Genomic DNA, 24,406 nt, shown 5'->3' with positions numbered 1-24,406 from the left:
AACCTGGATGGCCACACTCATTTCATTCGCTCGCCATGACGATAATGCTACCTCTATTTAGAGGATAAAACCTGCTGCAAATGCTTGGCAAACGCTTGATGACCTAATTGGCCCACTATCCTTTGCTCATTTAATTCTCTACCATCCGGCGTAAAAAATAAAAACGTCGGTGGCGCAATCACATTAAATTTTTTCTCTAATGCTTTATCAATAGCATCATTTGCCGTGACATCAGCACGTAATACGATAAAACGAGATAACAACGATTTCACCTGCGATTCAGGAAATACCGCATGCTCCATTTCTTTGCACGATATACACCAGTTCGCATAAAAATCTAATAATACTGGTTTATTTTCTTGTTTCGCTTTAATCAGCGCTCGATTGAGATCCGGAATACCTTTAATCGCCTGAAAATTACCATTAACCGCAGCTTGCTGTGATTTAAACCCATTAAAAGGCTGTAAATTTTGCGGAACAATGCGTAATAATAACCAGCCAGCCATAACTAACATCATTATCCCCAAGACTATTTTCACCCCATTCATCCAAGGACCCGATTTAGGTAACCATTTCCCTGCGGAGGTACCAATAATTAACAAGGGCACACCCGAACCCAAACCTAAAATAAACAACGCAAAACCACCTAACACCGCGTTACCGGTATTCCCAATATACGTTAATACACCGACCAACGGCGCTGTGATACAAGGCGAAATAACCAACGTGGATAAACAACCCATCAAGGCAACACCCCAATAATTTCCTCCCTGTTGACGATTGGTTAAATTATTTAGTTTTTCCTGCCAACTGGCCGGAAGCTGTAAGTCATAAAAACCAAATAAAGAAAAAGCCAGGAATACAAACACTAAACTGACAAAAATAATCACCCACGGACTTTGTAAAAACGATTGCAAATAACTACCGGCTAACCCAGCAAAAACACCTGCCAGCGCATACGTTAACGCCATTGCGAGCACATAGGTTAACGATAAACTAAAAGCTTTTAGCGTCGTTAATTGTTGCTTCTGGCCTAAAATAATGGCGGATAACACCGGGATCAGGGGAAGAACACAAGGGGTTAGTGATAACAATAAACCAAAACCAAAAAAACCTAATAAAATTAAGCCAATATTATGGCTAGCCAATAAACGCATTGCTTTGCCTTGCTCGCCTTTTGCTGTCGATTGACTCGTACCTACTCCCTTCTGCAAAGATAAAGTCAATTGGCGAGTAACCGGCGGATAGCAAAAACCAGCCGCTGCGCAGCCCTGATAATGGATGCTAAGCTTTAAGGTATTTTTTAAAGGATGAATAAACTTTAATAAAACGGTCGTTCCACTTTGATAGACTTGATAGTTATTGAGAAATTTATTGTGTTTAGGAATACCCGGCGGTAAAACCACAGATTTTATAGGTTGATCACTCTCAAAATGCATTTTTTCACGATAAAGATAGTAACCCGGCTTTATAGCCCAGTGAACTGACATTGTTTGGGCATCGAGTTGCTTGGTTGTTACTTGAAAAACCTGTTCCACCGGTAGAGGTTCGTCTGCATAGCTGGTAGTGAATACCCCGCCTAATAGTGACCCTAATACGAAAATTTTAATGAATTTAGAAAAAAATAACAAAATACGTCCTCTTTAGATAAGCAATAACCTAGAAAACCCGTTGAATCCTGAAAGCCTCAAACCGGATTTATTCCCCTTAAATAGATAGTCCTTTTCAGAAGATTTTTCTAGCTAACCAATAAAATAGTCATGAAAAACAGAGTGATTTTATAAAAAACCAATCCTAGTTTCTAAGTGCTCTAGCACTAAACCTTTAAAATCTTGGGCTTAATGCTCAAGCTTCTTCACATTATCCCTAAAAAAATTAAAATGATTGCTATAATACGCTTGTCCCCGCATCGCCCCTACTATATCATGGGAACTCCTCTGACCTAGTCAAGATTCAAAGGATACTGTATATGCAAAATGCAATTGATCAACTACCCGTTCTATCCATTCAAGCTAGTCCTAGCACAGATACCGCTCAACAACCCTTAAAAACTTACGTGAAACGGGCATTAGAAAATTATTTTTCACATTTAACGACTGAAAATAACTTGTCTTCTACACCACCTAAACTGGATCTTTATGGACTCGTTTTAAGTGAGGTTGAATACCCGTTACTAGAAATTGTGTTACAACAAACCCGAGGCAACCAAACCAGAGCAGCAAAATTGCTTGGGATTAGCCGAGGTACGCTGCGCAAAAAATTAAAACAATATGATCTTGCATAACAAACCATGAATATCTAATTAGATTCAGCTTCTTTCTTATAAAAAACAATAATAAAAATAAAAAACAATGTCTTCTTCGGCTGTCAAGAAAGCTTATTTAAACTGGATATTCTGGTTTTTTGTCGGTAATGCCATTTTATTTTGGGTGATAGGACTACACTATTTCGCCGTCATCCTTCCTTTTCATCTATCTACATCTACCGTCGTTAATCAATTTATTGCCTGGCTATTTTTACTGAGCGCCTATTTCGGTCAATTAGGCCTATTTGCCATCTTAGCCGCTGCTTTACCGACCCTACTCGCATTTATATACCCTAAAAAATACCTTATTTTCACCAGCGCATTGATCAGTGGGTTTTTAATTGCGTGGCTACTTTGCCTAGATACCTTTGTATTTAGCCAATACCGTTTTCATTTAAATGGAATTCTATGGAATTTAGTCACTAGCGGCCAAGCCACTGAAGTCTTTGACCTATCTTGGCTAGAATGGCTTGCGACTGGATTACTATCCCTTCTTCTACTCGGTTTAGAAATAGGCTTAGCCCTATTGATATGGAAAAAATGTAGCACAAAGCCCTTTCGTTCGAAGTATCCGCTTTCTTTAATAGGATGCCTCTTATTTTCCTATTATATGTTAGCCTTGATTGTGCCTGTTTCAGGCTCCTTATCGTTGAATCAACAAGCCTATACCATTCCACTTTACTATGAGGTTCTTGCTAAATTTTTACCTGGAAATAGATTACCCGCGCTAGAAAGTCTATATCGACAGGATTTTGTGGAAATTAATCATACTAATGCAAAATTACATTATCCCCTCCACCCTTTAATCTATAAAACGACCCAAAAGCCGCTGAATATCGTCTTTATTCTTATTGATACCTGGCGATTCGATATGATGAATGCGGTTAATACCCCGAATATTTATCGTTTTGCGCAAGAAAGCTGGCAGTTTCAACGGCATTTTAGTGGCGGCAATGGCACACAACCAGGTATTTTCTCGCTATTTTATAGCCTACCCGCTTCGTATTGGACCGCCACGATTAACGAACATAAAAGCCCCGTATTCATCAATAAACTTTTAGATGAGGGTTACCATACCGGCGTTTTTGCCAGTGCAACCTTACTCGCACCGGCCTTTAATCAAAATGTTTTTAGCAAGATAAAAAACCTGCAAACCACAACGCCAGGTGATTTGCCTCCGGATAGAGACAAACGTATTACCAGCGAATTTAAACAGTTTGTTAGTCACACTTCATCACCTTTTTTCAGCTTTCTCTTCTATGATGCTGCGCATAGCTTCTGCTATGGCAATAGCCCAGACAATCCATTTCAACCGAGTATTGGGGTCTGTGATCGCCTGACCTACACCAACCATACCGATCCAACACCTACGTTTAACCGTTATAAAAATGCCTTGTATTATATTGACGAATTGGTAGGACAAGACTTAGCATTACTTAAAAAACAACATTTGCTCGATAATACGATTGTTGTCATCACCGGTGACCACGGAAATGAATTTAATGATAACCATCTAGGTTACTAGGGACATGCGAGCAACTTCACGCACTATCAAACACAAACGCCTTTAATCATACACTGGCCAGGCCAAAAACCGGCTGTTATAAAACATCGCACCACCCATTACGATATCGTTCCCACTTTTTTAAAGCGACTTTTTGGATGTCAAAACCCGAAGGATGACTACAGTATTGGCCAATCATTATTTGACAAGAAAAAGCGTCCTTATTTACTCCTACATAGCTATACTAACTTAGGCATTATCAAAGATAAGCATATTATTAACATTTATCCTTCAGGTTATTTTCAAGTTCAGGATATGCATGCAAAAATACTAACTGATGCTAAATTACCCATGGAAACTATATTAAGCGCCCTATCGCAAACAAAACGATATTATACTGCCCAATAAAATTCACTATTTACAGGTTTTAGCTTGACAGGCTGAGCCCTCCTTTAGCACAATAGGCGACTGTTTGGCCATGTAGCAAAAGAAAAAGCAACGCTTTTTCCTTGCGAACGCCCGGAGCAGGAGCGCAGGGCCGGCTTCCAAGCGAAGCAGGATTGCGTAGCGCAGGAAGGAGCACAGACAGAGTAATTCGAAGTTTAAAAGTTTTGGCTATGTAGCTCAGTTGGGTGAGCAAGAATAGAAAAAGCAACGCTTTTTCCTTGCGAACGCCCGGAGCAGGAGCGCAGGGCCGGCTTCCAAGCGAAGCAGGATTGCGTAGCGCAGGAAGGGCAGAATAGTTCGAGGTTAAAAAGTTTTGGCTATGTAGCTCAGTTGGGTGAGCAAGAATAGAAAAAGCAACGCTTTTTCCTTGCGAACGCCCGAAGCAGGAGCGCAGGGCCGGCTTCCAAGCGGAGCAGGATTGCGTAGCGCAGGAAGGAGCACAGGCAGAATAGTTCGAGGTTAAAAAGTTTTGGCTATGTAGCTCAGTTGGTTAGAGCACAGCATTCATAATGCTGGGGTCGGTGGTTCGAGCCCACCCATAGCTACCATAAAAATCGTTTTAATTTAAAAGCTTAGTTGAAACTCCCTATCCCTTTACATTTGGGTCAAACTTCCTCCCTCCAACAATATCTAAAATTTAATTTTTTATGACAACAGAGATAATACTTTCTTATGTCGCTAAAAAGGCTTTAAACATATTAGAAAATAAGTTTATCTCTAATGTCGTTGAAAAGTGGTCGCAGTACAGAGCTAGAAAATTTCTTCAAACATTTATAGCTGAAATAGAAAAAAATACAGATTTTAAAGATCCAACAAAGCTGAAAAATATGATAGAAGAGTTTTTTGAAGATGAAAACAAATCCGAAATCCTTTTTGAAGCTTATCGTAAAGTTGTTTTAAGCGCCTCAAAAAATATCGGCCCGATAATAATCGCTATTATAACAGCTAAGTTGATTTTAGAAAAAAAACAGTCAAATGAAACGGAAGATAGAATAATTTTAGCCGCAGAAAATTTAAGTGATAATGAGCTTATTAGCTTCTTGGAATTTTATTATAAAAAGATAAAGAAGGAAAATGATGATCTAGAGATACTTTTACATGAAGAATCTTATGGAGAATCTTTCGAAAATGATCTTACAGCCCCACCCTTAAGCGAGTGGCCAGGAATATGGGCTTTGAAACTCAAAAATATGGGTATTCTTTTAGAGAGAGTTACACAAAAAACTAGGCATTATCCCGCTAGCTGTTATGCAGATAAGGATTATGATGCCGGTATCTCAAATGATTTTAAATACTATATAATTATTCCACAAGAATATCAATTACTCGCTGATTACATTAATACTGCATTAAAAATAACTAATTCGAAAAGTTCCTAATTGCCTGCTGCTCTTTAATAAAACATAACCTTTTTTTGATTCTAAGAAAAAGATAAGATATTATCTATACATTGTTCAGCCAAAAAGCATATTTTTATTAAGCTCAATAAATTAAGATTAATAAAAATAATGTGTAAAGGAACACAAGGATTGTATGGACTCAAGATTTTATTCCACTTTAGTGCGTGCAGGCCTAGCTTTTTCTCTCGTTTTCATCTTTGCTGGGCCTATTAAAGGAATATTTGCTTCTATTCAAGATACTATTAACAAAAGCAACAACACCAACATAAAATTTAAAGATCTTGATATAGACTTCTCGACTAATAATCAATTATCGCCAATTAATCAAATGTATAAACGTGATCTTGAAATGGCCTTTCAAAGTCCCGTGATATCAAGAGATGAAACGTTTTTAATAAAACGCTTGATTGAAGCTAAACTAAGTCCAGATGATCAGACTGACGTATTAATTCGTTTATTAGCCAATACCCGACTCAATCTGTTCATGCTCCTTATAGATAAACAAGTCTCTGAAGAACAAATAGGACTCCTGTCTTATTTAAATGACCAAACCATACCTATAGAACAAACTAAGCTTTTACCATTTTTTAAAAAATGGCAAAAAAAATCTAAAAATAATAGCTATGCCTTTACTCAATTTTTGAATGTTTTATTAGCACTCAACTTAATAGCCGAAAATGTTTCTTCTTATACTATCACACCATTAGGTAAAGAATATCTCATTTTTCGTGTACGTTTTGGACATCCGATTAACTTCGACAATATTCCTAGCAGTAAAAATAAACTGGATATGGGCCAACAAAAATAACCTAAATTAAAAAGGAAAATATAAATCATGCATCACAATTTTATAAAGCTTTTTTCATTAAAAAAATGTCCTCAAATAGCCATGTCTGGTTTTGATATGTTTTTAAAAAATAAAGTCGTAAAAAAACTGTATCTACCGCATAGAATCTGGCTTTTATAATAGCCACGAGAATCTTAATCAAAATTATAATTATATTATTAAATCCACCTTACAAGGTGACGTAGAAACATTTAAAATAGCAGTAGAAGAAGAATATAAAAATCTTTTACAGATCCTCAGCCCTTATCTTAACGAAAAAAATTCAATTTTTTCAATACAGTGTAAGACGTTGTTACAACTCTCTAAACCTCTTCCAATCGATAAATTACAAACCAATCACATAGTTTTTTTACCATTTAAAGAAAATTGCAGCGACTTAGTGATCACTGAAGCGTTTTCTCTTCTAAAAAATTTATTTGATACCTTATGCGGTATTTCTTCATTTCAGTATGGAAAATGTGCTGATTTGTCTTTGGACAAAAATTATATTTTTGAAATGGCATTTACAGACTGCGTTGCCAGAGATCATTACTTAACACACGACACACATATTAAAGCGGCTGAATTTATTATACCGTTACTCAAAAATGGGAAACAATCGATTATTGCGTTTGATTATCTTAAACACAAAAAATTCCTCGATATACATAGAAGTCAATTTTTCAAATCTGCGACAGTAACCCACACAGCTAATGATCCCTGTCCATTAGATGAAGGGGTTATCTATAAAAAATAATAACCTGGCAGAAAACCGCGCTAGCATCATTTCTATGAAATGATGTATCAGTTTAGATCTACTCAACAATAAGAGCTTTCATAGCCGCTTCTTTAGTTTCCTCTGCAACTTGAAGTAACGTTTGATAAAGTATTTCAAACTTTTCAGGCGATTCTGCTTTTAATGCCGATCCTATTTCTTTGCAAACTTGTTCTAAGCGACTCGCGCCACAGTAGCCTGCCCCACCCTTCCATTTATGCGCTAGGTTTCTAATCGCTGGCCAATCACTATTATTATGATACTGTTTGATCTCTTCCAACTCTTTACTCAGTTCACTTGCCAGTAAATCTAAACAATCTTTAACAGTTTCTTTCTTACCTAAAGTTTCAATCGCTTTTTTAATATCTAAAATAGGAAGATCCTGAATAGGAGTAGCCTTTACAGGCTCAGCGGGTTCATTATGTATAGCTATTTGTTGTGGCTGTTGATGTGAAGTAAAAGCTAATATCTCAGCGGCTTTTTTCAGTGTCAGCGGTTTATTAAATACAGCATTCATTCCAGTTTCAAGGCAAAGCTGTTTTTTTGCATCTTCAACATGTGCTGTTAAGCCAATAATCGGCACTGAGGGATTCGGTTGCTTTTTCTGTAATCGAATACGTCGTGTTACGTCACAACCATCTCCATCAGGCAACCCCATATCCATTAAAACAAGATCATAATGATTTTTTTCTATTTTTTCTAAAGCTGTTTTCCCATCGGGAGCAACCTCTGTCCGACAGCCCAGCGCTGATAGCACGTTTTGTGCCACCCTTACCGCTACTTCAGTATCTTCAACAATTAAAACACAACTTCCATTTCCATTAGCAGAAATAGCCGCTTCAGAAGTTAAAGGTTTAGTAACCACGCTTATTTTTGGTAAAACAACGTTTCCTTTTAACTCGGCTACATTGGCGTCATCCATTAATAATGGTTTTTGCAAAGGAATCAAACAAATAAATGTCGTACCCTTTCCTAGATCACTCTCAATATGAATTTCACCATGTAAGTCTTCGATAAATTGTTTAACCGTTGAAAGTCCTAAGCCCGTACCTGGAATACCCTGATAAGAAGGCATCAAGCGAGTAAAGCGTTTATAAACCTCAGCATGTTTATCTTTAGGAATACCCATGCCTGTATCACTGACACGTAATTCAACAATGGCTTCACGTTTTTTATCTTTCATTAAACGTGCGCTGACTGTAATTTGACCTTTATCACTATATTTTAAGGCGTTAGTCAATAACTCCAGTATAATCTTTTGTATACGGACAGAATCGCCCATCAAATAACTTGGAATCGTCTGATCATAGACTAAATTTAATTCTAAGCCTTTTACCAATGCTTGCGATTTATTGAGACGTACAATTTGTTTTAATGCTTCTTTTAACTCAAATTTATGTTCCAAAACGGGAATTTCACCACTTTCCGCCTTAATACTTTCCAAAATTCTATCCAAAAACTCCAATAAAGCGTCGCTCGATTGCACCAGATCATCAACAAATTTAGTAACTTTCTTTGGAATATCGGGTTGCATTTGAATTAGATGCGCATTACCAACAATACCGCTTATGGGCGTCCGAATATCATGGCGCATGTTTTCGAGAAATTCGGTCTTGGCTTGATTCGCGGTTTCTGCTTTCTCTTTAGCTAACTTCAAAGCATCTTCAGCCTGTTTTCTCTTAGTAATGTCGATTGATATGCCTAAAATACCCACTATATTTTTAGACCTATCTGGTAATGGAATTTTTGAGGATAAAAAAATTCTTTTTTTGCCACTAGGCAAAGTAACTACTTCCTCCATTGTTAAATTCTTTCCCGATAACACAGCTAAATCTGTTTCTCTAAAGTTATCTGCCACTACTTTAGTAAATAGATCATAATCTGTTTTTCCAAAAACAACCTCACTAAATCCAAGTTTATGCATAAGTTTTTTTGCATAACTATTCTGCCCCAAATAAACGCCTTCTTTATTTTTCCAATAAACACTTCCTGGTAAATTCTTTAAAATAAAATTTAATGTGTAAATTTCTTTTTTATATTTATTTTTAAGTTTTTTTATTTCCAGTTGTTGGTTTTCAATAATATTAAGTAATTCCGATTTATTGAGGTTTTGCATTATTTTTTTATCCACTCCCTTATAAAAATGCCCAGTATATTTACGCTAAAAGTCTATATTAAGAAAGCTCCCAAGTAAATTTATCGGGTAAAAGCTCATTCAACTTTATAGCTTTCAATTGCTCATTGTCCATATTATAAGAGTAAAAATTGGTTTCTGAGTCAGAAAACTGGATTAAACGCTGCCTACAGGCACCACAAGGCATACAAACTAACTTAGGGGTAACTAAAACAATATCAGATATATTTTTATAACCTGCCGTTAGCATGGCACTAAGTGCCGAAGTTTCAGCACATTGACTAAGCGGTGTAGCAGCATTTTCCCAATTACAACCATTAAATAATTTGCCTTCGATGGTTCTTATGCACGCTCCAATATTAAATTTACAAAAAGGCACATAAGCATTAAGCGCTGCTTCTTTAGCCAATAAAACCATTTCATGTATATATTTTTTCATCTTAAGCCTTGTTAAAAATAGGGGTCGCTATTTAAACATTCTTGTATTACTATTTATATTTAAATAATAATATTTAATTTTAATATGTATAATCCAAAAAACCTTATAGAACTTTATTCTGGAAATGATTTAGCTACCTTATTTAAAGGTGACTTTATTAACTTTGGTTACTGGAAAAATGTTCCAACTGTTATATCTGAATACGATGTCGTTGAGGCAAATAAAAATCTTTATCATCAAGTTTTTCAACGATTATCATTAAATGCTCAAGATAAAATTTTAGAAATAGGTTCTGGCCACGGTGGGGGGTGCGCTCTACTATCTTCATCTCATTCTATAAAATTTATAACTGGATTAGATTATTTAGCGGCTCATACAGAACATTCACAAAAAAAGCACTCCTCTCTAGTTAAATTAGGGAAATTACAGTTTTTACAAGGTGCTGCTGAATCTATTCCAATGCCAGATTCAAGTATCAATAAAATTTATACTATAGAAGCATTTCAGCACTTTAATGCTCGGCATGCTATTCCTGAATTCTACAGGGTTTTATCACCTAACGGTAAACTCGTTATTTCTACACTGTTTGCTAAAAATAAAAGCTGTTTTGAAGAGTTACTCACTCTCATACCAAGGCCTGCGCTCCTATCGGATAGTAGTGATGGAGAAATAGCTGCATTACCTGAAGTTTTAAATTTATTAGAAAAATATTCATTTCAAAATATAAAATTAGAAAATATTAGTCAATATGTCTGGTTGGGATATGATACTTGGGTAAAACAAAATGATCCCAGCATTTGGGACATGAATTGGAAAATTGCTAACGAAAAAGGATTACTTGATTATTATATAATAACTGCAAACATAAAAAATAAATATAAGAAATTTTAATGCCTTTGAACTACACTATTAGTGAACATCGTAAATTCATTTTAAGTTTACAACAAAAAGAAAAAAGGATCGCGGCTAAAAATGTAATAATTTCGCCACTTTTTTTTTCATTAGAAAATAACAATAGACTTACAGCTTTTATTTACAGACCTTTTCGCTTAGCGAGCAATAAGCTCTATCCTACAGTATTACATATTCGAGGCACGGGTTATAATGCAGACGCACGGTATTATGCTTATATAACTTGTAGCCATCTAGCCGAAAAATCTAGTTGTCAAGTTATTGATCTTGACCATAGATTGGCTCCAGAGTATCCATGCCCAATTGGATTTAATGACGTCTATGCTAGCATTAAATCTATTATTAAAAACTCAGAACAATTAAAAATTGATCCTGAAAAAATAGCTATTTCAGGATATAGCTCTGGTGGAAATTTTGCTGCACTAGCAGCTATTCAAGCAAAAACAGATAAACTCCCAATATCTTTACAACTATTAATTTCTCCTATAACAGATTTATCTCGCAACCTAAAAAAATATTCAAATTTTGAAAAAAAAGATAGTTTTCCTTTATCACTAGCACAATGGTTTATAACGCTCTATTTACAACAAGGTGCTTCTAACCCTAAAAGCCCTCTAATATCCCCTTATTGGTCAAATGATTTGACCAATTTACCACCTACTTACTTTTTATGTGGAGAATTTGATCGTTTTAGAAGTGATAGTGAAGGTTATAGAAATAAATTAGCAAAAGCTCATGTATGGACACATATGTCTGTATTTAAAAAAGAAAATCATTCTTTTTTTTGGCATAATATTCGAGTTATAGAAACAATGGCAACTCAATTGCGTATGAGCTTTAATTTATTTTCTATACCAAGATCAATAACTCAAAAACGAATAAGTGAAAAGCAAGAAAAATCACCTGACTTAAAAAAAAGCAACCACATATAGCTAACTGCAGAAGCGGTTAGCTCATTTAGACACGAATCAATATTTATCGAAATCGTTAAGGTGAGGTATTGAACCAAGCAATCGTTTAGTTTCTATACCTTGTAGAACTTTTTCTTTCATAGCGCTATTTCTAATTAATTAGCGCCGTGATCGCATTTTTTGCGGCCTCTTTGGTTGCTACTGCCGCCTCCAGCAACGATTGATAGTACATTTCAGCTTCTTCAAATAATCTTCTTTGCAACAATGTTTCTAATTGTTGGCAGACTTTTCCTAATCGGTTGGCGCCACAATAACTTGCCTCAACTCTCCATTTATAAGCTATCGCTTGAATAGCTGACCAATTTCTAGCTTGATAATGTTGTTTTAGTATCGCTAAATATGCCGTGAGATTATCCGTAAATAATTGAAAAATTTCCTTAATAAACTCTTTATCACCCATTAAGTGTATAGCTTTATCAATATCTATGAGTACGAAATCTTGTAAAGTAGAAGGTGTCATTTGAAATCCCTGTTGACGTGGAATAAAGACTTTGTGTTTTTTAGTATAAAAATACTACAACCTATTAAAAAATTTTTTTATAAGTATGACAATAAGGTTTTTTTCTATTCTTTGCATAATAATTCTGATGCTGATCTTCTGCTGGCCAAAAAGTGCTAGCAGACGTTACCTGAGTAGCAATTTTATAGCCTTTTTCTTGCAAAAGCTTAATAAGCTTTAAAGCAATTTCTTTTTGCTCCGGTGTCGTATAAAAAATCTCAGAACGATATTGATCACCAATATCCGGGCCTTGACCATTGACTTGCTGTGGATCATGAATTTCAAAGAATCGCTTCGCTAAGATTTCATAAGATACTTTAGACGGATCAAAAATAATTTTAACCGCTTCGGCATGACCCGTTTGATGACGGCAGACTTCTTCATAACTGGGATTAGAGGTAGTACCGCCATATATCCCGATTGCACTGAAATAATACCGGGTAAATGCTTCATTTGATACTCAACGCCCCAAAAACAACCGCCCGCAAAAATAGCTGTCTCCATCTTATTCTCTGAATTTTGCTCAGTGCTTTTTTTTAATTCATTTTCGGGAATAAACGCTAATGAGATTGAATTAACACAATGCCTAGCATTTTTAGCCGTCAATCTTTCACCCAGAAAGATATGCCCAAGATGTGCACCACAATGGGCACAAATAATTTCTGTACGGCCATCTGCTTCTTCGACTCGTTTAATGGCGCCTGGTATTTCATCATCAAAACTAGGCCAACCACTCCCCGAATCAAATTTATCAGCCGAACGATATAATAATTTTCCACATTGTTTACAGGAATAAGTACCTTCTTCATTAAAATGATCATATTCCCCTGTAAACGGACGTTCAGTGGCTTTTGATAAAATAACTTTTTTCTCTTCAGGCGTCAGTTTTTTCATAGCGTTTAAACACTTAGCACTTCAGTTGCTTGCTTTGCTATTTCTATCGCCTCGGATAATTGCGAAACAGGAAAAATAGTCATCCCTGCAATCGTTTGCTTGCTGATATTCGCTTTGGGAACAATCGCCGATTTAAAACCGTGTTTAGCCGCATCGCGTAAACGTTCTTGTCCATTAGGCACTGGGCGAATTTCACCCGATAAACCGACTTCACCAAAAGCAATCCAATCGTGCGGAATAGCTTTATTGCGCAAACTTGACAAAGCAGCTAATAAAATGGGTAAATCTGCACTAGTTTCTAACAAACGTACACCACCCACCACATTAATAAAAACATCTTGATCATAGGTCGCTACACCCGCGTGACGATGCAACACGGCTAATAACATGGCTAAACGATTATTATCTAAACCCACGGTGACTCGACGTGGATTGCCTAAATGACTAGTATCCACTAAGGCTTGAACTTCTACCAGTAACGGACGACTCCCTTGCCAAGTGGCTGTCACTAAACTGCCAGGCACACAATCATCGGATCGCGACAAAAGCATGGCAGACGGGTTGTTTACTTCACGCAAACCTTTTTCGGTCATCACGAAAACACCCAATTCATTAACAGCACCAAAACGATTTTTAACAGAACGAATTAAACGATGACGACTATCGGTTTCACCCTCAAAATATAAGACGGTGTCTACCATATGCTCTAAAACACGAGGACCTGCCAGCACGCCATCTTTAGTCACATGTCCCACTAAAAATAAAGCAATACCCGCTTGTTTTGCTAAGCGTGTTAACTGCATGGCACTTTCTCTGACTTGTCCGACTGAACCCGGCGAAGATTGCAATAATTCGGTATACATGGTTTGAATAGAATCAACGACCAACACTTGCGGTTTTTCTTTCAGTGCGTGCGCTAAAATACTTTCTATACGTGTTTCTGTTAATAGCCGTAATTTTTCTTGGGGTAAATCTAAACGTCTTGCACGCAAGGCCACTTGTTGCAGTGATTCTTCACCCGTAATATACAAAACAGCCTGCTGCTGACTTAATTGGCACAAACTTTGTAATAATAAAGTGGATTTTCCAATCCCGGGATCGCCTCCCATCAATATCACGGAACCCGGTACAATACCGCCACCTAATACTCTATCTAATTCTTTAATAGTCGACGAAAAACGTTTAACCTCATCAAGCTGAATAGAGTCTAACGATCTTATTTTTTGATCATTGGTCGCTGTATAGCCGCTTAAACGAGGTGAAACGTTGGCTGGTGAAGTGGTAATGCGTGTCTCTTCTAACAAACTATTCCATGCCTGACATTCGCCACATTGGCCTGACCATTGTAAAAATTGGCCACCACAGGATTGGCAACTATAGACCCGCTTCGACTTAGACATTTTCACGTTCCTTTAACAGCGTTTGTGCAGCCGTTAATAAATTAGGGAAAACAGGAATTTTACCATGGAGCTCCGGGTTATTTTTTAAGGTTTCTTCACCATTTCCGGTTAATACTAAGATGGGTTTACAAGCGAGCTTTTCAGCCGCTTGAATATCACGCAGAGAATCGCCAATGGAGACCACGCCGCTTAAATCTATTTTATAAGCGGCTGCAATCTGCTCAAATAAACCACTGGCTGGTTTACGGCAAGAACAGTGCTCATCCGAACGGTGAGGGCAATAAAAAACCTTATCAATCACCCCCCCCTGTGCTTTGGCGCAAGCTATCATTTTTTGATGTATTTCCGCCAAGTCCTCCTCCGTATAGTAACCTCGGCCCACACCCGATTGATTGGTAGCCACCACAATGGTATAACCCGCCTGGCTCAACAAGGAAATAGCCTCTAAACTACCGGGAATAGGCCTCCATTCAGCAGATGATTTAATATATTCAGCGGATTCTTCGTTAATCACACCATCCCGGTCTAGAATAATAAACTTCAATTCCCTAGCCATTATCTTACAACTCCGATGAAAAATAGAGACTATTTTAAGGCTCTCTTAATGTTTTATCATTATACTTTCAACTTAACGCTACAGACTGCTTATAAACTATTTTATGTTTAACCCCGAAGAATTGACCCTGCTATTAGAGCGCGGAAGAATACTACAAGAAGAAATTGGGACCTTTATCACAAGGCCTACCTTGACGTCTTCTCGTCGCTTAGTGACCCGTATTGATAGGTTAATCGGAGATATAAAACCCCAATTGTTAAATCCATCCTTCACTGAGGATAATCAAATGAGCTTGGTTATCACACGCCTTGGAAGCATTGTGAAGAATCTTAAGGATATTAAACATACCATCAAAACGGCTTAAAAGTATGTCAGTCTCTTCATTCCCTTTCTTTAAAAAACACCAAGATAAACTAATGCTTTCTGATGAGCAAATAAAGAACTTAAAAGATGATTTTGAAAAACTCAACACAAATTTAAATCAACTTGAAAATGCTATCCATACAGAAACTCAATCCCCTTCTACCCTAAAGCATTAATTTTGTAGTCTCGGCGCGAGGAATGCCCATGGCAAAACGCATGAAATAATTTTTTAGCCACGGGGTCTTTTCTATAAAGCTTAATCCAACCTGACGTGTATTCACTAAAAAAGAACTTTTTGTCGCAAAGGTCTGCTTAATCAGATCGATTCCGGCACCCATCACACGATGATAAAAACGACGCTCTCTTTCATAGCGACGTAAGCTATATAAAGCACCTAAAGCGCGTTGTTTTTGATGAGCAGCTAAAATAGTGTTTGCTAAACAATACGCATCAGCAATACCTAAATTAGCGCCTTGTCCTGCTAGCGGATGAATGGTATGTGCCGCATCACCTATCAAGGCAATACCAGACTTTATATACTGCTCACAGTGTTGTGTTTTGAGTGCAAAATTCAAACGCGCACTACTCCATTCAACGGCCCCTAAACGTTGCTCAAACGCATGCGCTAAGGCTGAATTAAAATCAATTTCAGAAAGTGCTTTTAGTCTTTTAGCTTCTTCTGGCGTGGTTGACCAAACAATAGAGGACAAATTGGAATCTGCTAGCGGCAGAAAAGCAAGCGGCCCAGTAGGCAAAAAAATTTGTCTCGCTGTTTTTTCATGCGCTAATACAGTTCGTACGGTTGCGACCAGCGCTTCTTGCTGATAATCACGTTCACTGTGTGCGATCCCCGCTAATTGACGAACACAAGACTGAGCACCATCGGCACCTACCAGCAGTTGAGTCGTGATGGATTGCCCTGAGGCTAATGATAATAAAATCGATGATGGTCCACGTTGAATCGCGCTTAATGATTCAGAAAAAAACCAGTCCACCTCACTCGCGGTTTTGGCTTGTGTAAGCAACGCCGTTTGTAATACTTGATTATAGAGAATGGTACCCAAGCATGGCTGCCCTGTTTCAGCCGCATCAAAAATAAGTTGTGATGCTGATCCTTCTTCCCATACTTCCATACACTCAAAAGGTGAAAGTGTGGTTTTAGCCAGTCTTTGCCAAACCTGGTAGTTTTCAAGAATTTGCTGTGAGCCCTGCGTGATAGCACTCACCCGATCGCCCCGTTCGTAGGCGGGTACACTAGCTAGTCGAATGGCAGGCGCTTTTGATTCGCTATCCTTATCAATGATGGCCAATCGCAAACCCTGATTGATTAAACCACACGCCAAAGTAAGCCCGGCCGTGCCTGCTCCTACAATAACGACATCATAATCTTGAGGAATATCGATAATCATAATATTTTGGTAACCAAAATTGATTTTCAATCGCTTGTGTAAAATCAACCATATCGCTTACCGAAGATAAGCCTTCTTTTCGTGCTTGCTCCGCCACTGCTAAGGCAATACGCTGACTGATGGCATGAATTTGATCAAAATCAGGTAATAACGCGGCATTAAAACTTTCTGTATTGATGGCATAATAACTTAAGGCTTTACAAGCCTCCCAAAGCATAGCGTCACTTAATCGTGCTGCTTTTGCAATCACGATACCTAAACCTATTCCTGGATAAATCAATGCGTTGTTACACTGTGAAATACAAAATGTTTTTCCTTGAAATTCAACGCTACCAAACGGACTACCGGTTGCAATCAATGCACGACCTTCGGTCCAATGTAGTAAATCTAATGGCGTGGCTTCTGCTTTTTCGGTTGGGTTAGATAAGGGAAAAATAATCGGCCGATGAACGCCTGACGCCATCGCTTTCACAATCACTTCATTAAATGCACCTGCTTGACTCGAGCAACCAATGAGAACGGTTGGCTTTATTTCTCTGACAACTGTCTCCAAATTCATTGCTCTTACTGAATGACGTGCATAAGGTTTTTGAAACTCAGTCAGATCCGCGCTTTGTTCAGTCAATAAGCCTTGCTTGTCCACTAACCAAAAACGAGCAAGCGCTTCTTCTCGAGTCAAACCGGCGCGCATCATACCCGCACAAAGTTGATCAGCAATACCTGTACCCGCGGTACCGGCGCCTAATATAACAATACGCTGTTCTGTTAAAGGTAGTTTTGTCTGTTTAATTGCCGTTAATAAGGCGGCTAAGGTAACAGCACCCGTACCTTGCATATCATCATTAAAGGTACAGAAATGCTCTTGATAACGCTGTAAGTTACGTCGTGCATTCTCACGACCAAAATCTTCCCAATGTAAATAAACATGTGGCAGTTTGCGTTGAATCGCTGCTACCGTACGTTCGATCATGTCATCATATTCTTTGCCGACTAAACGCTTATGGCGCCAGCCCAAGTACATCGGATCATTCAGTAATTTTTCATTGTTTGTTCCTACATCGATTTGAATAGGTAACAAACGATGTGGATTTGCACCACCACAAATCACATACACCATTAATTTTGCAATACAGATATCCATACCGCCTATACCCTGATCGCCAATACCTAAAACACCTTCTCCATCCGTTATAACAATAATATCGACTTCAGGATTTAAACGATTTTCAATGATTTCATCAATACGATCGCGATCGGGGTAAGCAACATATAAACCACGTGGACGTCGAAAGGCATGGCTAAACTGTTCAACGGCTTTACCAACGGTTGGTGTATAAATAATAGGTAGCATTTCTTTTAAATTCTGGATAACTAATTTATAAAAAAGCGTTTCATTCGTGTCGTGCAAACTACGCAAATAGACATGCTTCTGTATATCATTACCCTTTCTTAAGAATTGCTGATAAATACGTAGCACTTGCTCGTCTAAAGTTTCAATGCGGTACGGTAATTTACCAAGCAAATGAAATTGCTGACGTTCTTGTTCACTAAAGGCACTCCCCTTATTTAACTTTGGGGTAGTTAGTAAACTTTGCCCTAAGGCATTCGTTTCTATATAAAGGATTTTACCTTCTTTAATAACCTGCTTAAATCTTGACATGTTCTTCTTCTTGTTGAGGTGCAATACCACGGACTAAGGGAGAAAGCCGACCGTGTGTTCCCATTAGACGTCGTGATATATTTTGTTTAAGTGGCGAAACTAAATCAAATGCTAATAAACCGCTATTACGGATTAAAGTCAACGGTCTAAACTTTTCTTGGAATAAGCGGCCTAAATTTTCAGTCAATCCTATTAATTGTTTTTGTGCCGGCAACCGTGCCGCCAAATAAGCCTGGCTAATAGAGGAATCCGCTAAATCTTTTTGTGCAACAAAAGCCTTAGCAATCCTATCCGCTAATTCTGCCATATCTTGTAGGGCCAAATTAAGTCCTTGTGCAGCAATAGGTGATAAAGTATGCGCCGCATTGCCTAATAAAATTAAGCCTGCTTGCGCTTGTGGTTCTGCGATAAAACTTTTTATAGGGTAACTACGCAGCGACCCACTCTCTAAAAACTGTCCTAAGCGATAAGCAAAAAGCGATTGTACCCACGCTAAAAACTCGGATTTGCTCAACGACTGCCGCTCTTCAATCTGATGCTGTGGAGCTGTGCAAACGAACCCTACTTGATTGCCTAACAACGGCAAAGCAGCCATCACGCCTTGTGAGGTAAACCGTTGATAGGCGGTATGATGATGATGGCGTGCTAATTTAAGCGTTGTCACCAAGGCCATTTGCCCTTTACTTTGAGCTTGTACCTTAATACCTAATAATTGCCGTACGATAGAATCGGAACCATCGGCGGCTACGACCAAACGTGCTGAAATCGTTTGTAACTCGCCTGTTTCTGTCGTTATGTGCGCTTCCCAAACCTGTTCGTTCTTTAGCAAAGCCTGACACTGTGCTGGATTAAATAGATCTAAACGAAGTGGCTTCGAACCTTCAGTCAGCGGGATCAATGCTTTTGTGAAAGCACATCCTAATAAGCTTGCTGGAATCACATAACCTAAGGCAGAAACACCCATTGCTTTGGCTTTAATTCTCGCCGCCGCAAAACAGCCTGCTTCTGAAATATGCACCTGTTCAATGGGGTTGGCATACGCTGATAGGTCAGTCCAAGGTATTAAATTCTTTAAAATACGACTGCTGGCATAGTTTAAAGCAATGGGTTTACTGTCTAAATTAGGCGTAATATCTAGATTAAAAGAGGTCTTTTCGATAATGGCGATCCGTAATGGTAAATGGGATAGAGCTAAAGCCAGACTTGTTCCCACCATGCCTGCACCCATAATAAGAATGTCGTAGTCTCGCTTATCGTGATCTTGTTTCATGATGAGTTCATCAACGATTCAATGTCACTGATTTTTTTTGGTGCGTCCTGCGACAACACTTCACAACCATCCTTCATAACACACACATCATCTTCAATCCGCACACCGATATTCCACCATTTTTCATCCACACCTTCCGTTTGTGCAGCAATATAAATGCCAGGTTCTACCGTAAACACCATATTAGCTTCTAAGGGACGCCATTTTTTATTCAGCTTATAACATCCTACATCATGTACATCTAAGCCTAGCCAATGGCTACAGCCATGCATATAAAATTTTTTGTAGCTCTTATTTTCAATCAGTGATTCGGGTTCACCTTTTAACAAACCTAAATCCAATAGCCCTTCTGTGATAATACGCACACAACGGGCTTGCAAGCTGTCCCACAGGACGCCCGGCTTTATAGCGGCGATCAGTGCTTGCTGTGCTTTTAGTACAATTTCATAGATGATTTTCTGCTCTGGGCTAAATCGTCCGTTGACGGGAAAAGAGCGTGTAATATCAGAGGCATACGATTGGTATTCACAACCAGCATCAATCAAGAGTAAATCACCCGATTTCAAAAGCGCGCTGTTATCCGTGTAATGAAGAATACATGCATTGCTGCCACTCGCCACAATATTGGGGTAGGCTACCGCCCGACTCCCGTTTTGATAAAACTCATAAAGTAATTCTGCTTCTATTTGGTATTCATAACGACCAGGACGGCATGCTTGCATGGCTTTAATATGCGCTTGCGCAGAGATCCTAGCCGCTTTTCGTAGGCAATCTAATTCGTAAGGACTCTTTCTAAGCCGTAATTCATGTACCGCCTGTGTTATCTCTACCAAACCTTCTTGGCAAGCTAATTGGCTTGCTCTACCCAGCACCTCATTAAGACGCTTAATGAGCACCTGGTTTTGGCTACCTAGATAGTAACAGCGTACCTTCGTCGTTAAAAAGTCAGGTAATCGTGCCTCGAGTTGATCAATCGCATACGCTTCATCCGCACCATAAATTTTCTTAGCGTTTTCCTGACCAATAGACTGGCCATTCCAAATAGATTCGATCACATCATAGGGACGGCTAAATAAGATGAACTTTCCATCTTTAGAATCTGGTAATAATAGGGCGACTGCATTAGACTCAGGAAAAGCGGTTAAATAATAAAAATCGCTATCTTGGCGATAGGGATAATGCACATCGCCATTACGTAGCGATTCGGGTGCCGATATCAGAATAATGACGACATCCTTATCGATGGCTGCCATTAACTGACGCCGTCTTTTCTTCAACTCAGAAAAATTAAACATAGTGAGGACCGAAAGTATAAATGCAGCGTATAACTAATGAAGATACATCGAACCGCCGGCGTTTCCTTTCATCGGACAATGTGTCACTTCTTCATAAATAAGAGGGATTGCCTGGGTAATAAACTCAATGGCTTCTTCATAGGCTAGCTTATCCAGCTCTGTTATCTCTAATTGACTGACATCGAGCTTTGCAATTTCCGCAATACAATAAAGCGCTTCATATACCGTATCTGATGTCTCCTCGTCGAAAGAGCCCCCCCCCAGAAGGCCTAAGCCATATAAAAAACCTTCACACCAAAGGCTTAATGCCTCCGCCCGCTTTTCTAACTCATGTTGCTCATCAGGGAGTAACAGTTTAAAAGATTGTAGCCCGCTCAGTTGCCTACAAGCCGCATCATATAACCCCACGACAGCACCTTGCCGGGGTCTAACACCTAAGCGTTTTAATAAAATATCGATCCAAAAACCGCCATTAAGCTTCGGGCCTACACAGACAAAACCACATAACATACCATGGATTTCTGCTGGGGAGGTCACTACTTCGGCTTGGCTCAACAAACGGTAGAAATCATCAAAAGCAGGAGGTTGGGCCTGAAATTGCATAGGATTCTCTATAAAAAATACATATAACGTTATTTTACCATTCTAGCTTACGTTAATATACCGCTCATACTCGAAGAAGTATTTTTTAATTTAGCAGCAAGCGGTATGCCCCCATCGCATGACGGGCTAAAGCAACTATTTGCTTAGAAGACCATTTTAATAAAATGTATTATAATGGTCTGGTATCTGATTCTGTCCGATTGTTTTTCGATCGATACTTAACCGTAACGGGATGGGTTCTTTATACGCGGTGAGCACGCTTGCTTTACTTTAATCATTGCAAGAAGCCTAAAGTGGATATACCTAATCCCACCTGCATCTTAGGATCAGGAAACCCCGGCGAATCAGATACCTCTTCTCCTTTATTTCCTCTATCCGCCATCGTGTTTTATGGATGCTCGATCTGCTCTCAGAAAAAAATTACGCGAATATCGTGCAAAACTCTCGCTTCATGATCAAACAGTAGCCTCCCAAGAAATTACACAACGGCTTATTCAAGATCCTCGTTTTCAAAAAAGTCAGCACGTCGCTGCTTATATCGCTATCAATCAGGAAGTTGATCCTGAATTAATTATTAAAACAGCATGGGAGAATGATAAAAATTGCTATTTACCGGTCTTACAAAAAAAACAACTCATGTTTAGCCTTTATAAAAAACATATGCTGTTAATAAAAAATCAGTTTAATATTCCTGAACCCCCTCTATTACCTGAATCCATTATCCAACCTTGTGATTTAGATATTGTATTGGTTCCACTACTTGGCTTCACCAATAACAGCGAACGCTTAGGTATGGGAGGCGGTTTTTATGATAGAAGTTTTAGTTTTTTATTAAATGACATAAGACCCGCTAAGCCCTACCTCATTGGACTCGCTTATGAGTGGCAAAAAGTGGAATCTTTTGAATCCTCAGCATGGGATGTGCCGCTTAATGCGGTAGCTACCGAAGAAAATTTTTATGTGAATACTAATTTATAAAATTAAAATTGATATAGAAAAGCATTTGTTATGCATTTTATTGCAATACAAAAAATGCAACTAACCATACCTGTTTGCTTTCCTTTAAACCTACATAAATTTTCTAAGCCAACGTTCGCTTTATGGCATGGATAAATCAAGCGGTTGGATATTATTTTGTGATAGCGTTGTTGATAGTTGCTTTTGTGAAGGGGCATAAAAAAAACAAATAGTGTTTTCCATATAATTTTTACAATCTAAATTTTTTCGTTCTTCACCCTCCAAACAATTCACTGATCTTAAAGGCTGGACATGATTTTGTGTAGAAGTTTAGATACGTTGGAACACACTATCCAAATGTTTTATTAAACCATTAAATAATTGCCCCTCGTCATTTTGCGCTTCAGGAGGAAAATTAAATAGCACAGCAAATGCACCGATATCACCATTCTTCATTCTAAAATAACCCGCTAAAGAATGAACAATTTTCGGAACAGTAATATAACCGGTTTTTAAACTGACTTGATTCATCCAAGGATGATTGATAGTCGATAGATTATGCCAATGGGTTTGTTGTCCTGGCACCACTAAACTACCGTAAAAAAGAGAAAAATCGCGTTGATCGTGATACATTCCTGCTAATAACGTAATCAGGTTGCTCGCTGATATTCGGTTCGACGGTGTTAAACCACTACCACTCGCAAAAATAGGATCAAGCTCTGTCTGTTGGCTAAAACTTGATTGATGCAGCACACGCCTATAAGTAGCAAGCAATATCTTTGCTGCTTCGCTCAACTTCATAGACGAAAGGGACGTGTGGTTTTCTCTCTCTAAATCTAAGGTTAATACATCAGCAATATAGTTATTACTATAACGCAGCATATCTTGTAAACAATGAATCAGTGAATCACTCTGAACCTGTGCCAATTGTTTATCTGTTTTCTTCAGAGGCGTAGTCTCGATAATAATTTTTCCGTCCAGAAAAATACCTGCTTGCTTTAAGAAAGCTTTTAATAAAGCGCCTGTCAGTATATTAGGGTTTCCGACTGAACGATAAAGGATAACAGGCACACTCTTTAGACCTATTGTTCCTGAAAGCGTAAGAATTTCTTTGCCCGCTTGACTCAAACGATGTAATTGAAGTGTATTATTTGCTCCAGACGCTGTCATCACGTTTCCATCAAGGCGTACATTCTGTAATTGATAAGGTAAGATTTTTATTTGCGCTAAATCACCCGCTTTTTCACCTGGCATAATGGCAACACCCACGGTTGAAAAGTTGCTTCCTGCTGAAGAAGGTAAAGAATCATAAGACACTTTAGAATAGCTTTTTGCCGCAATCCTATCCGATGCGCTAACCGTTATATTTCCTAAATAAGAGGTATTTACAATGAGGTTACCGGTAATTTTCTTTAACCCCAACTGCTGCAGATTGTTAACCAATTGCCACATTTTTTCGTTCGTGAATGCCGGATCACCTTGTCCATAAAAAACCAAATCCCCTATTAGAACACCCTGTTTCCATTGGCCTCGTTGATAAATTTCGCTAGCAAATGTATGGTAACTACCCCAGTGTTTCAATGCGCTAGCGGCTACAAAAAGTTTAGTCACTGATGCCGGAATTAACGCTAACGACGCATGGTTAGCATAGAGGACTTTAGGATGGGTTAAATCAACAAACAATTCAGATGTTTGCGGCGCAAAGGATTTATCTTCAGCGCATAGACTAAAGGAAAAAAGTAAAAGAAGTAAACTAATGGCGTATTTCACGTGAATATTTTTTTATG

General features: G+C 38.3%; 20 protein-coding genes, 1 tRNA gene, 1 other RNA gene and 2 pseudogenes. 11 read left to right on the top strand and 13 right to left on the bottom strand.

All coding sequences use genetic code 11. From position 1 onward, the window contains the following. Nucleotides 1–53 precede the first annotated feature (53 nt). Entirely contained in the window at nucleotides 54–1,631 is a 1,578-nt protein-coding gene (gene dsbD, locus DMP02_RS02335; protein ID WP_232019595.1) for a protein-disulfide reductase DsbD, read from the bottom strand. A 338-nt stretch (nucleotides 1,632–1,969) separates the two neighbouring features. Between dsbD and fis the strand changes: the two genes are divergently transcribed. The 6 genes and pseudogenes from fis to DMP02_RS02305 all read left to right on the top strand — a co-directional run bounded on the left by fis (nucleotide 1,970) and on the right by DMP02_RS02305 (nucleotide 7,239). Then, nucleotides 1,970–2,284, top strand: coding sequence for a DNA-binding transcriptional regulator Fis (gene fis, locus DMP02_RS02330; RefSeq protein ID WP_126322487.1), 315 nt, complete (start codon nucleotides 1,970–1,972; stop codon nucleotides 2,282–2,284). 67 nt (nucleotides 2,285–2,351) lie between these two features. Further along, nucleotides 2,352–4,217: pseudogene (locus tag DMP02_RS02325) on the top strand (sulfatase-like hydrolase/transferase). Between the two features lie 510 nt (nucleotides 4,218–4,727). Then, nucleotides 4,728–4,804: transfer RNA gene (locus DMP02_RS02320), tRNA-Met, on the top strand. A 99-nt stretch (nucleotides 4,805–4,903) separates the two neighbouring features. Then, the gene (locus DMP02_RS02315; RefSeq protein WP_126322485.1) at nucleotides 4,904–5,635 is read left to right on the top strand and encodes a hypothetical protein; all 732 of its coding nucleotides are present in this window, start codon (nucleotides 4,904–4,906) and stop codon (nucleotides 5,633–5,635) included. Between the two features lie 154 nt (nucleotides 5,636–5,789). Beyond that, entirely contained in the window at nucleotides 5,790–6,464 is a 675-nt protein-coding gene (locus tag DMP02_RS02310) for a hypothetical protein (protein ID WP_126322484.1), read from the top strand. A 328-nt stretch (nucleotides 6,465–6,792) separates the two neighbouring features. Next, nucleotides 6,793–7,239, top strand: a complete 447-nt coding sequence (locus DMP02_RS02305) for a Dabb family protein (RefSeq protein ID WP_172593963.1) — start codon at nucleotides 6,793–6,795, stop codon at nucleotides 7,237–7,239. Nucleotides 7,240–7,297: 58 nt separating this feature from the next. On the opposite strand, the gene DMP02_RS02300 is transcribed toward DMP02_RS02305, so the two are convergent. Then, nucleotides 7,298–9,373 (bottom strand): ATP-binding protein, encoded by a 2,076-nt coding sequence (locus DMP02_RS02300; RefSeq protein ID WP_126322482.1) that lies wholly within the window; start codon nucleotides 9,371–9,373, stop codon nucleotides 7,298–7,300. Nucleotides 9,374–9,431: 58 nt separating this feature from the next. Then, the gene (locus DMP02_RS02295) at nucleotides 9,432–9,830 is read right to left on the bottom strand and encodes a cytidine deaminase (RefSeq protein WP_126322481.1); all 399 of its coding nucleotides are present in this window, start codon (nucleotides 9,828–9,830) and stop codon (nucleotides 9,432–9,434) included. A gap of 84 nt (nucleotides 9,831–9,914) precedes the next feature. On the opposite strand from DMP02_RS02295, the gene DMP02_RS02290 reads away from it, so the two are divergent. Together DMP02_RS02290 and DMP02_RS02285 are read left to right on the top strand one after the other, a co-directional pair. Continuing rightward, nucleotides 9,915–10,721: a class I SAM-dependent methyltransferase gene (locus tag DMP02_RS02290; RefSeq protein ID WP_126322480.1), complete on the top strand. Its 807-nt coding sequence runs from the start codon at nucleotides 9,915–9,917 to the stop codon at nucleotides 10,719–10,721. After that, nucleotides 10,721–11,674, top strand: a complete 954-nt coding sequence (locus DMP02_RS02285; RefSeq protein WP_126322479.1) for an alpha/beta hydrolase — start codon at nucleotides 10,721–10,723, stop codon at nucleotides 11,672–11,674. Before DMP02_RS02290 ends, DMP02_RS02285 begins: the two co-directional genes overlap by 1 nt. A 130-nt stretch (nucleotides 11,675–11,804) precedes the next feature. Here the strand turns inward: DMP02_RS02285 and DMP02_RS02280 are convergent, their stop codons facing one another. From DMP02_RS02280 to gmhB, 4 genes and pseudogenes are all read right to left on the bottom strand, one after another. Further along, nucleotides 11,805–12,173 carry an Hpt domain-containing protein gene (locus DMP02_RS02280; protein ID WP_126322478.1) on the bottom strand — a complete coding sequence of 123 codons (369 nt, stop codon included), beginning with the start codon at nucleotides 12,171–12,173 and terminating at the stop codon, nucleotides 11,805–11,807. 64 nt (nucleotides 12,174–12,237) lie between these two features. Further along, nucleotides 12,238–13,106, bottom strand: a pseudogene (locus tag DMP02_RS02275) (bifunctional methionine sulfoxide reductase B/A protein). A 5-nt stretch (nucleotides 13,107–13,111) separates the two neighbouring features. After that, the gene (gene radA, locus DMP02_RS02270) at nucleotides 13,112–14,506 is read right to left on the bottom strand and encodes a DNA repair protein RadA (RefSeq protein ID WP_126322477.1); all 1,395 of its coding nucleotides are present in this window, start codon (nucleotides 14,504–14,506) and stop codon (nucleotides 13,112–13,114) included. Further along, the gene (gene gmhB / locus DMP02_RS02265) at nucleotides 14,499–15,062 is read right to left on the bottom strand and encodes a D-glycero-beta-D-manno-heptose 1,7-bisphosphate 7-phosphatase (protein WP_126322476.1); all 564 of its coding nucleotides are present in this window, start codon (nucleotides 15,060–15,062) and stop codon (nucleotides 14,499–14,501) included. Before gmhB ends, radA begins: the two co-directional genes overlap by 8 nt. Nucleotides 15,063–15,430: 368 nt before the next feature. On the opposite strand from gmhB, the gene DMP02_RS07195 reads away from it, so the two are divergent. After that, on the top strand, nucleotides 15,431–15,601 hold the full coding sequence (locus DMP02_RS07195) for a hypothetical protein (protein WP_172593962.1): 171 nt from the start codon (nucleotides 15,431–15,433) through the stop codon (nucleotides 15,599–15,601). Here DMP02_RS07195 and DMP02_RS02260 read toward each other — a convergent pair. The 5 genes from DMP02_RS02260 to DMP02_RS02240 are packed head-to-tail and all read right to left on the bottom strand — an operon-like array spanning nucleotide 15,590 to nucleotide 21,662. Continuing rightward, entirely contained in the window at nucleotides 15,590–16,834 is a 1,245-nt protein-coding gene (locus DMP02_RS02260; RefSeq protein WP_126322475.1) for an FAD-dependent monooxygenase, read from the bottom strand. The two genes, DMP02_RS07195 and DMP02_RS02260, sit on opposite strands and share 12 nt — an antisense overlap. Further along, entirely contained in the window at nucleotides 16,806–18,494 is a 1,689-nt protein-coding gene (locus DMP02_RS02255; RefSeq protein WP_126322474.1) for an NAD-dependent malic enzyme, read from the bottom strand. The genes DMP02_RS02260 and DMP02_RS02255 overlap by 29 nt, the downstream gene beginning before the upstream one ends. Then, a complete protein-coding gene (locus tag DMP02_RS02250) occupies nucleotides 18,481–19,764 on the bottom strand; it encodes an FAD-dependent monooxygenase (RefSeq protein WP_126322473.1) in 1,284 nt (427 codons plus the stop codon). Before DMP02_RS02250 ends, DMP02_RS02255 begins: the two co-directional genes overlap by 14 nt. Beyond that, nucleotides 19,761–21,059: an aminopeptidase P N-terminal domain-containing protein gene (locus DMP02_RS02245; protein WP_126322472.1), complete on the bottom strand. Its 1,299-nt coding sequence runs from the start codon at nucleotides 21,057–21,059 to the stop codon at nucleotides 19,761–19,763. The genes DMP02_RS02250 and DMP02_RS02245 overlap by 4 nt, the downstream gene beginning before the upstream one ends. Before the next feature lie 33 nt (nucleotides 21,060–21,092). After that, nucleotides 21,093–21,662: a UPF0149 family protein gene (locus tag DMP02_RS02240; RefSeq protein ID WP_126322471.1), complete on the bottom strand. Its 570-nt coding sequence runs from the start codon at nucleotides 21,660–21,662 to the stop codon at nucleotides 21,093–21,095. A gap of 180 nt (nucleotides 21,663–21,842) precedes the next feature. Here DMP02_RS02240 and ssrS point away from each other — a divergent pair. Both ssrS and DMP02_RS02230 read left to right on the top strand, forming a co-directional pair. Continuing rightward, nucleotides 21,843–22,017: non-coding RNA, 6S RNA (ssrS, locus tag DMP02_RS02235), on the top strand. A gap of 35 nt (nucleotides 22,018–22,052) precedes the next feature. Continuing rightward, the gene (locus DMP02_RS02230; RefSeq protein WP_126322470.1) at nucleotides 22,053–22,640 is read left to right on the top strand and encodes a 5-formyltetrahydrofolate cyclo-ligase; all 588 of its coding nucleotides are present in this window, start codon (nucleotides 22,053–22,055) and stop codon (nucleotides 22,638–22,640) included. Nucleotides 22,641–22,949: 309 nt separating this feature from the next. Here DMP02_RS02230 and dacB read toward each other — a convergent pair whose 3' ends face one another. Next, the gene (gene dacB, locus DMP02_RS02225; protein WP_172593961.1) at nucleotides 22,950–24,389 is read right to left on the bottom strand and encodes a D-alanyl-D-alanine carboxypeptidase/D-alanyl-D-alanine endopeptidase; all 1,440 of its coding nucleotides are present in this window, start codon (nucleotides 24,387–24,389) and stop codon (nucleotides 22,950–22,952) included. Between the last annotated feature and the right edge of the window lie 17 nt (nucleotides 24,390–24,406).

Origin of the sequence: Candidatus Rickettsiella viridis, assembly GCF_003966755.1 — a bacterium.
GTDB lineage: Bacteria > Pseudomonadota > Gammaproteobacteria > Diplorickettsiales > Diplorickettsiaceae > Rickettsiella_B > Rickettsiella_B viridis.
This window is presented reverse-complemented; position numbering and strand designations above follow the sequence as displayed.

Excerpts from the sequence above, each read along its gene's own strand:
- DMP02_RS02245 (WP_126322472.1), bottom strand. The coding sequence starts at position 21,059 with ATGTTTAATTTTTCTGAGTTGAAGAAAAGACGGCGTCAGTTAATGGCA.
- DMP02_RS02250 (WP_126322473.1), bottom strand. The coding sequence starts at position 19,764 with ATGAAACAAGATCACGATAAGCGAGACTACGACATTCTTATTATGGGT.
- DMP02_RS02230 (WP_126322470.1), top strand. The coding sequence starts at position 22,053 with ATGGATGCTCGATCTGCTCTCAGAAAAAAATTACGCGAATATCGTGCA.
- fis (WP_126322487.1), top strand. The coding sequence starts at position 1,970 with ATGCAAAATGCAATTGATCAACTACCCGTTCTATCCATTCAAGCTAGT.
- DMP02_RS02285 (WP_126322479.1), top strand. The coding sequence starts at position 10,721 with ATGCCTTTGAACTACACTATTAGTGAACATCGTAAATTCATTTTAAGT.
- radA (WP_126322477.1), bottom strand. The coding sequence starts at position 14,506 with ATGTCTAAGTCGAAGCGGGTCTATAGTTGCCAATCCTGTGGTGGCCAA.
- DMP02_RS02280 (WP_126322478.1), bottom strand. The coding sequence starts at position 12,173 with ATGACACCTTCTACTTTACAAGATTTCGTACTCATAGATATTGATAAA.
- DMP02_RS02310 (WP_126322484.1), top strand. The coding sequence starts at position 5,790 with ATGGACTCAAGATTTTATTCCACTTTAGTGCGTGCAGGCCTAGCTTTT.
- gmhB (WP_126322476.1), bottom strand. The coding sequence starts at position 15,062 with ATGGCTAGGGAATTGAAGTTTATTATTCTAGACCGGGATGGTGTGATT.
- DMP02_RS02240 (WP_126322471.1), bottom strand. The coding sequence starts at position 21,662 with ATGCAATTTCAGGCCCAACCTCCTGCTTTTGATGATTTCTACCGTTTG.
- DMP02_RS02315 (WP_126322485.1), top strand. The coding sequence starts at position 4,904 with ATGACAACAGAGATAATACTTTCTTATGTCGCTAAAAAGGCTTTAAAC.
- DMP02_RS02300 (WP_126322482.1), bottom strand. The coding sequence starts at position 9,373 with ATGCAAAACCTCAATAAATCGGAATTACTTAATATTATTGAAAACCAA.
- DMP02_RS07195 (WP_172593962.1), top strand. The coding sequence starts at position 15,431 with ATGTCAGTCTCTTCATTCCCTTTCTTTAAAAAACACCAAGATAAACTA.
- DMP02_RS02260 (WP_126322475.1), bottom strand. The coding sequence starts at position 16,834 with ATGATTATCGATATTCCTCAAGATTATGATGTCGTTATTGTAGGAGCA.
- DMP02_RS02295 (WP_126322481.1), bottom strand. The coding sequence starts at position 9,830 with ATGAAAAAATATATACATGAAATGGTTTTATTGGCTAAAGAAGCAGCG.
- DMP02_RS02290 (WP_126322480.1), top strand. The coding sequence starts at position 9,915 with ATGTATAATCCAAAAAACCTTATAGAACTTTATTCTGGAAATGATTTA.
- DMP02_RS02255 (WP_126322474.1), bottom strand. The coding sequence starts at position 18,494 with ATGTCAAGATTTAAGCAGGTTATTAAAGAAGGTAAAATCCTTTATATA.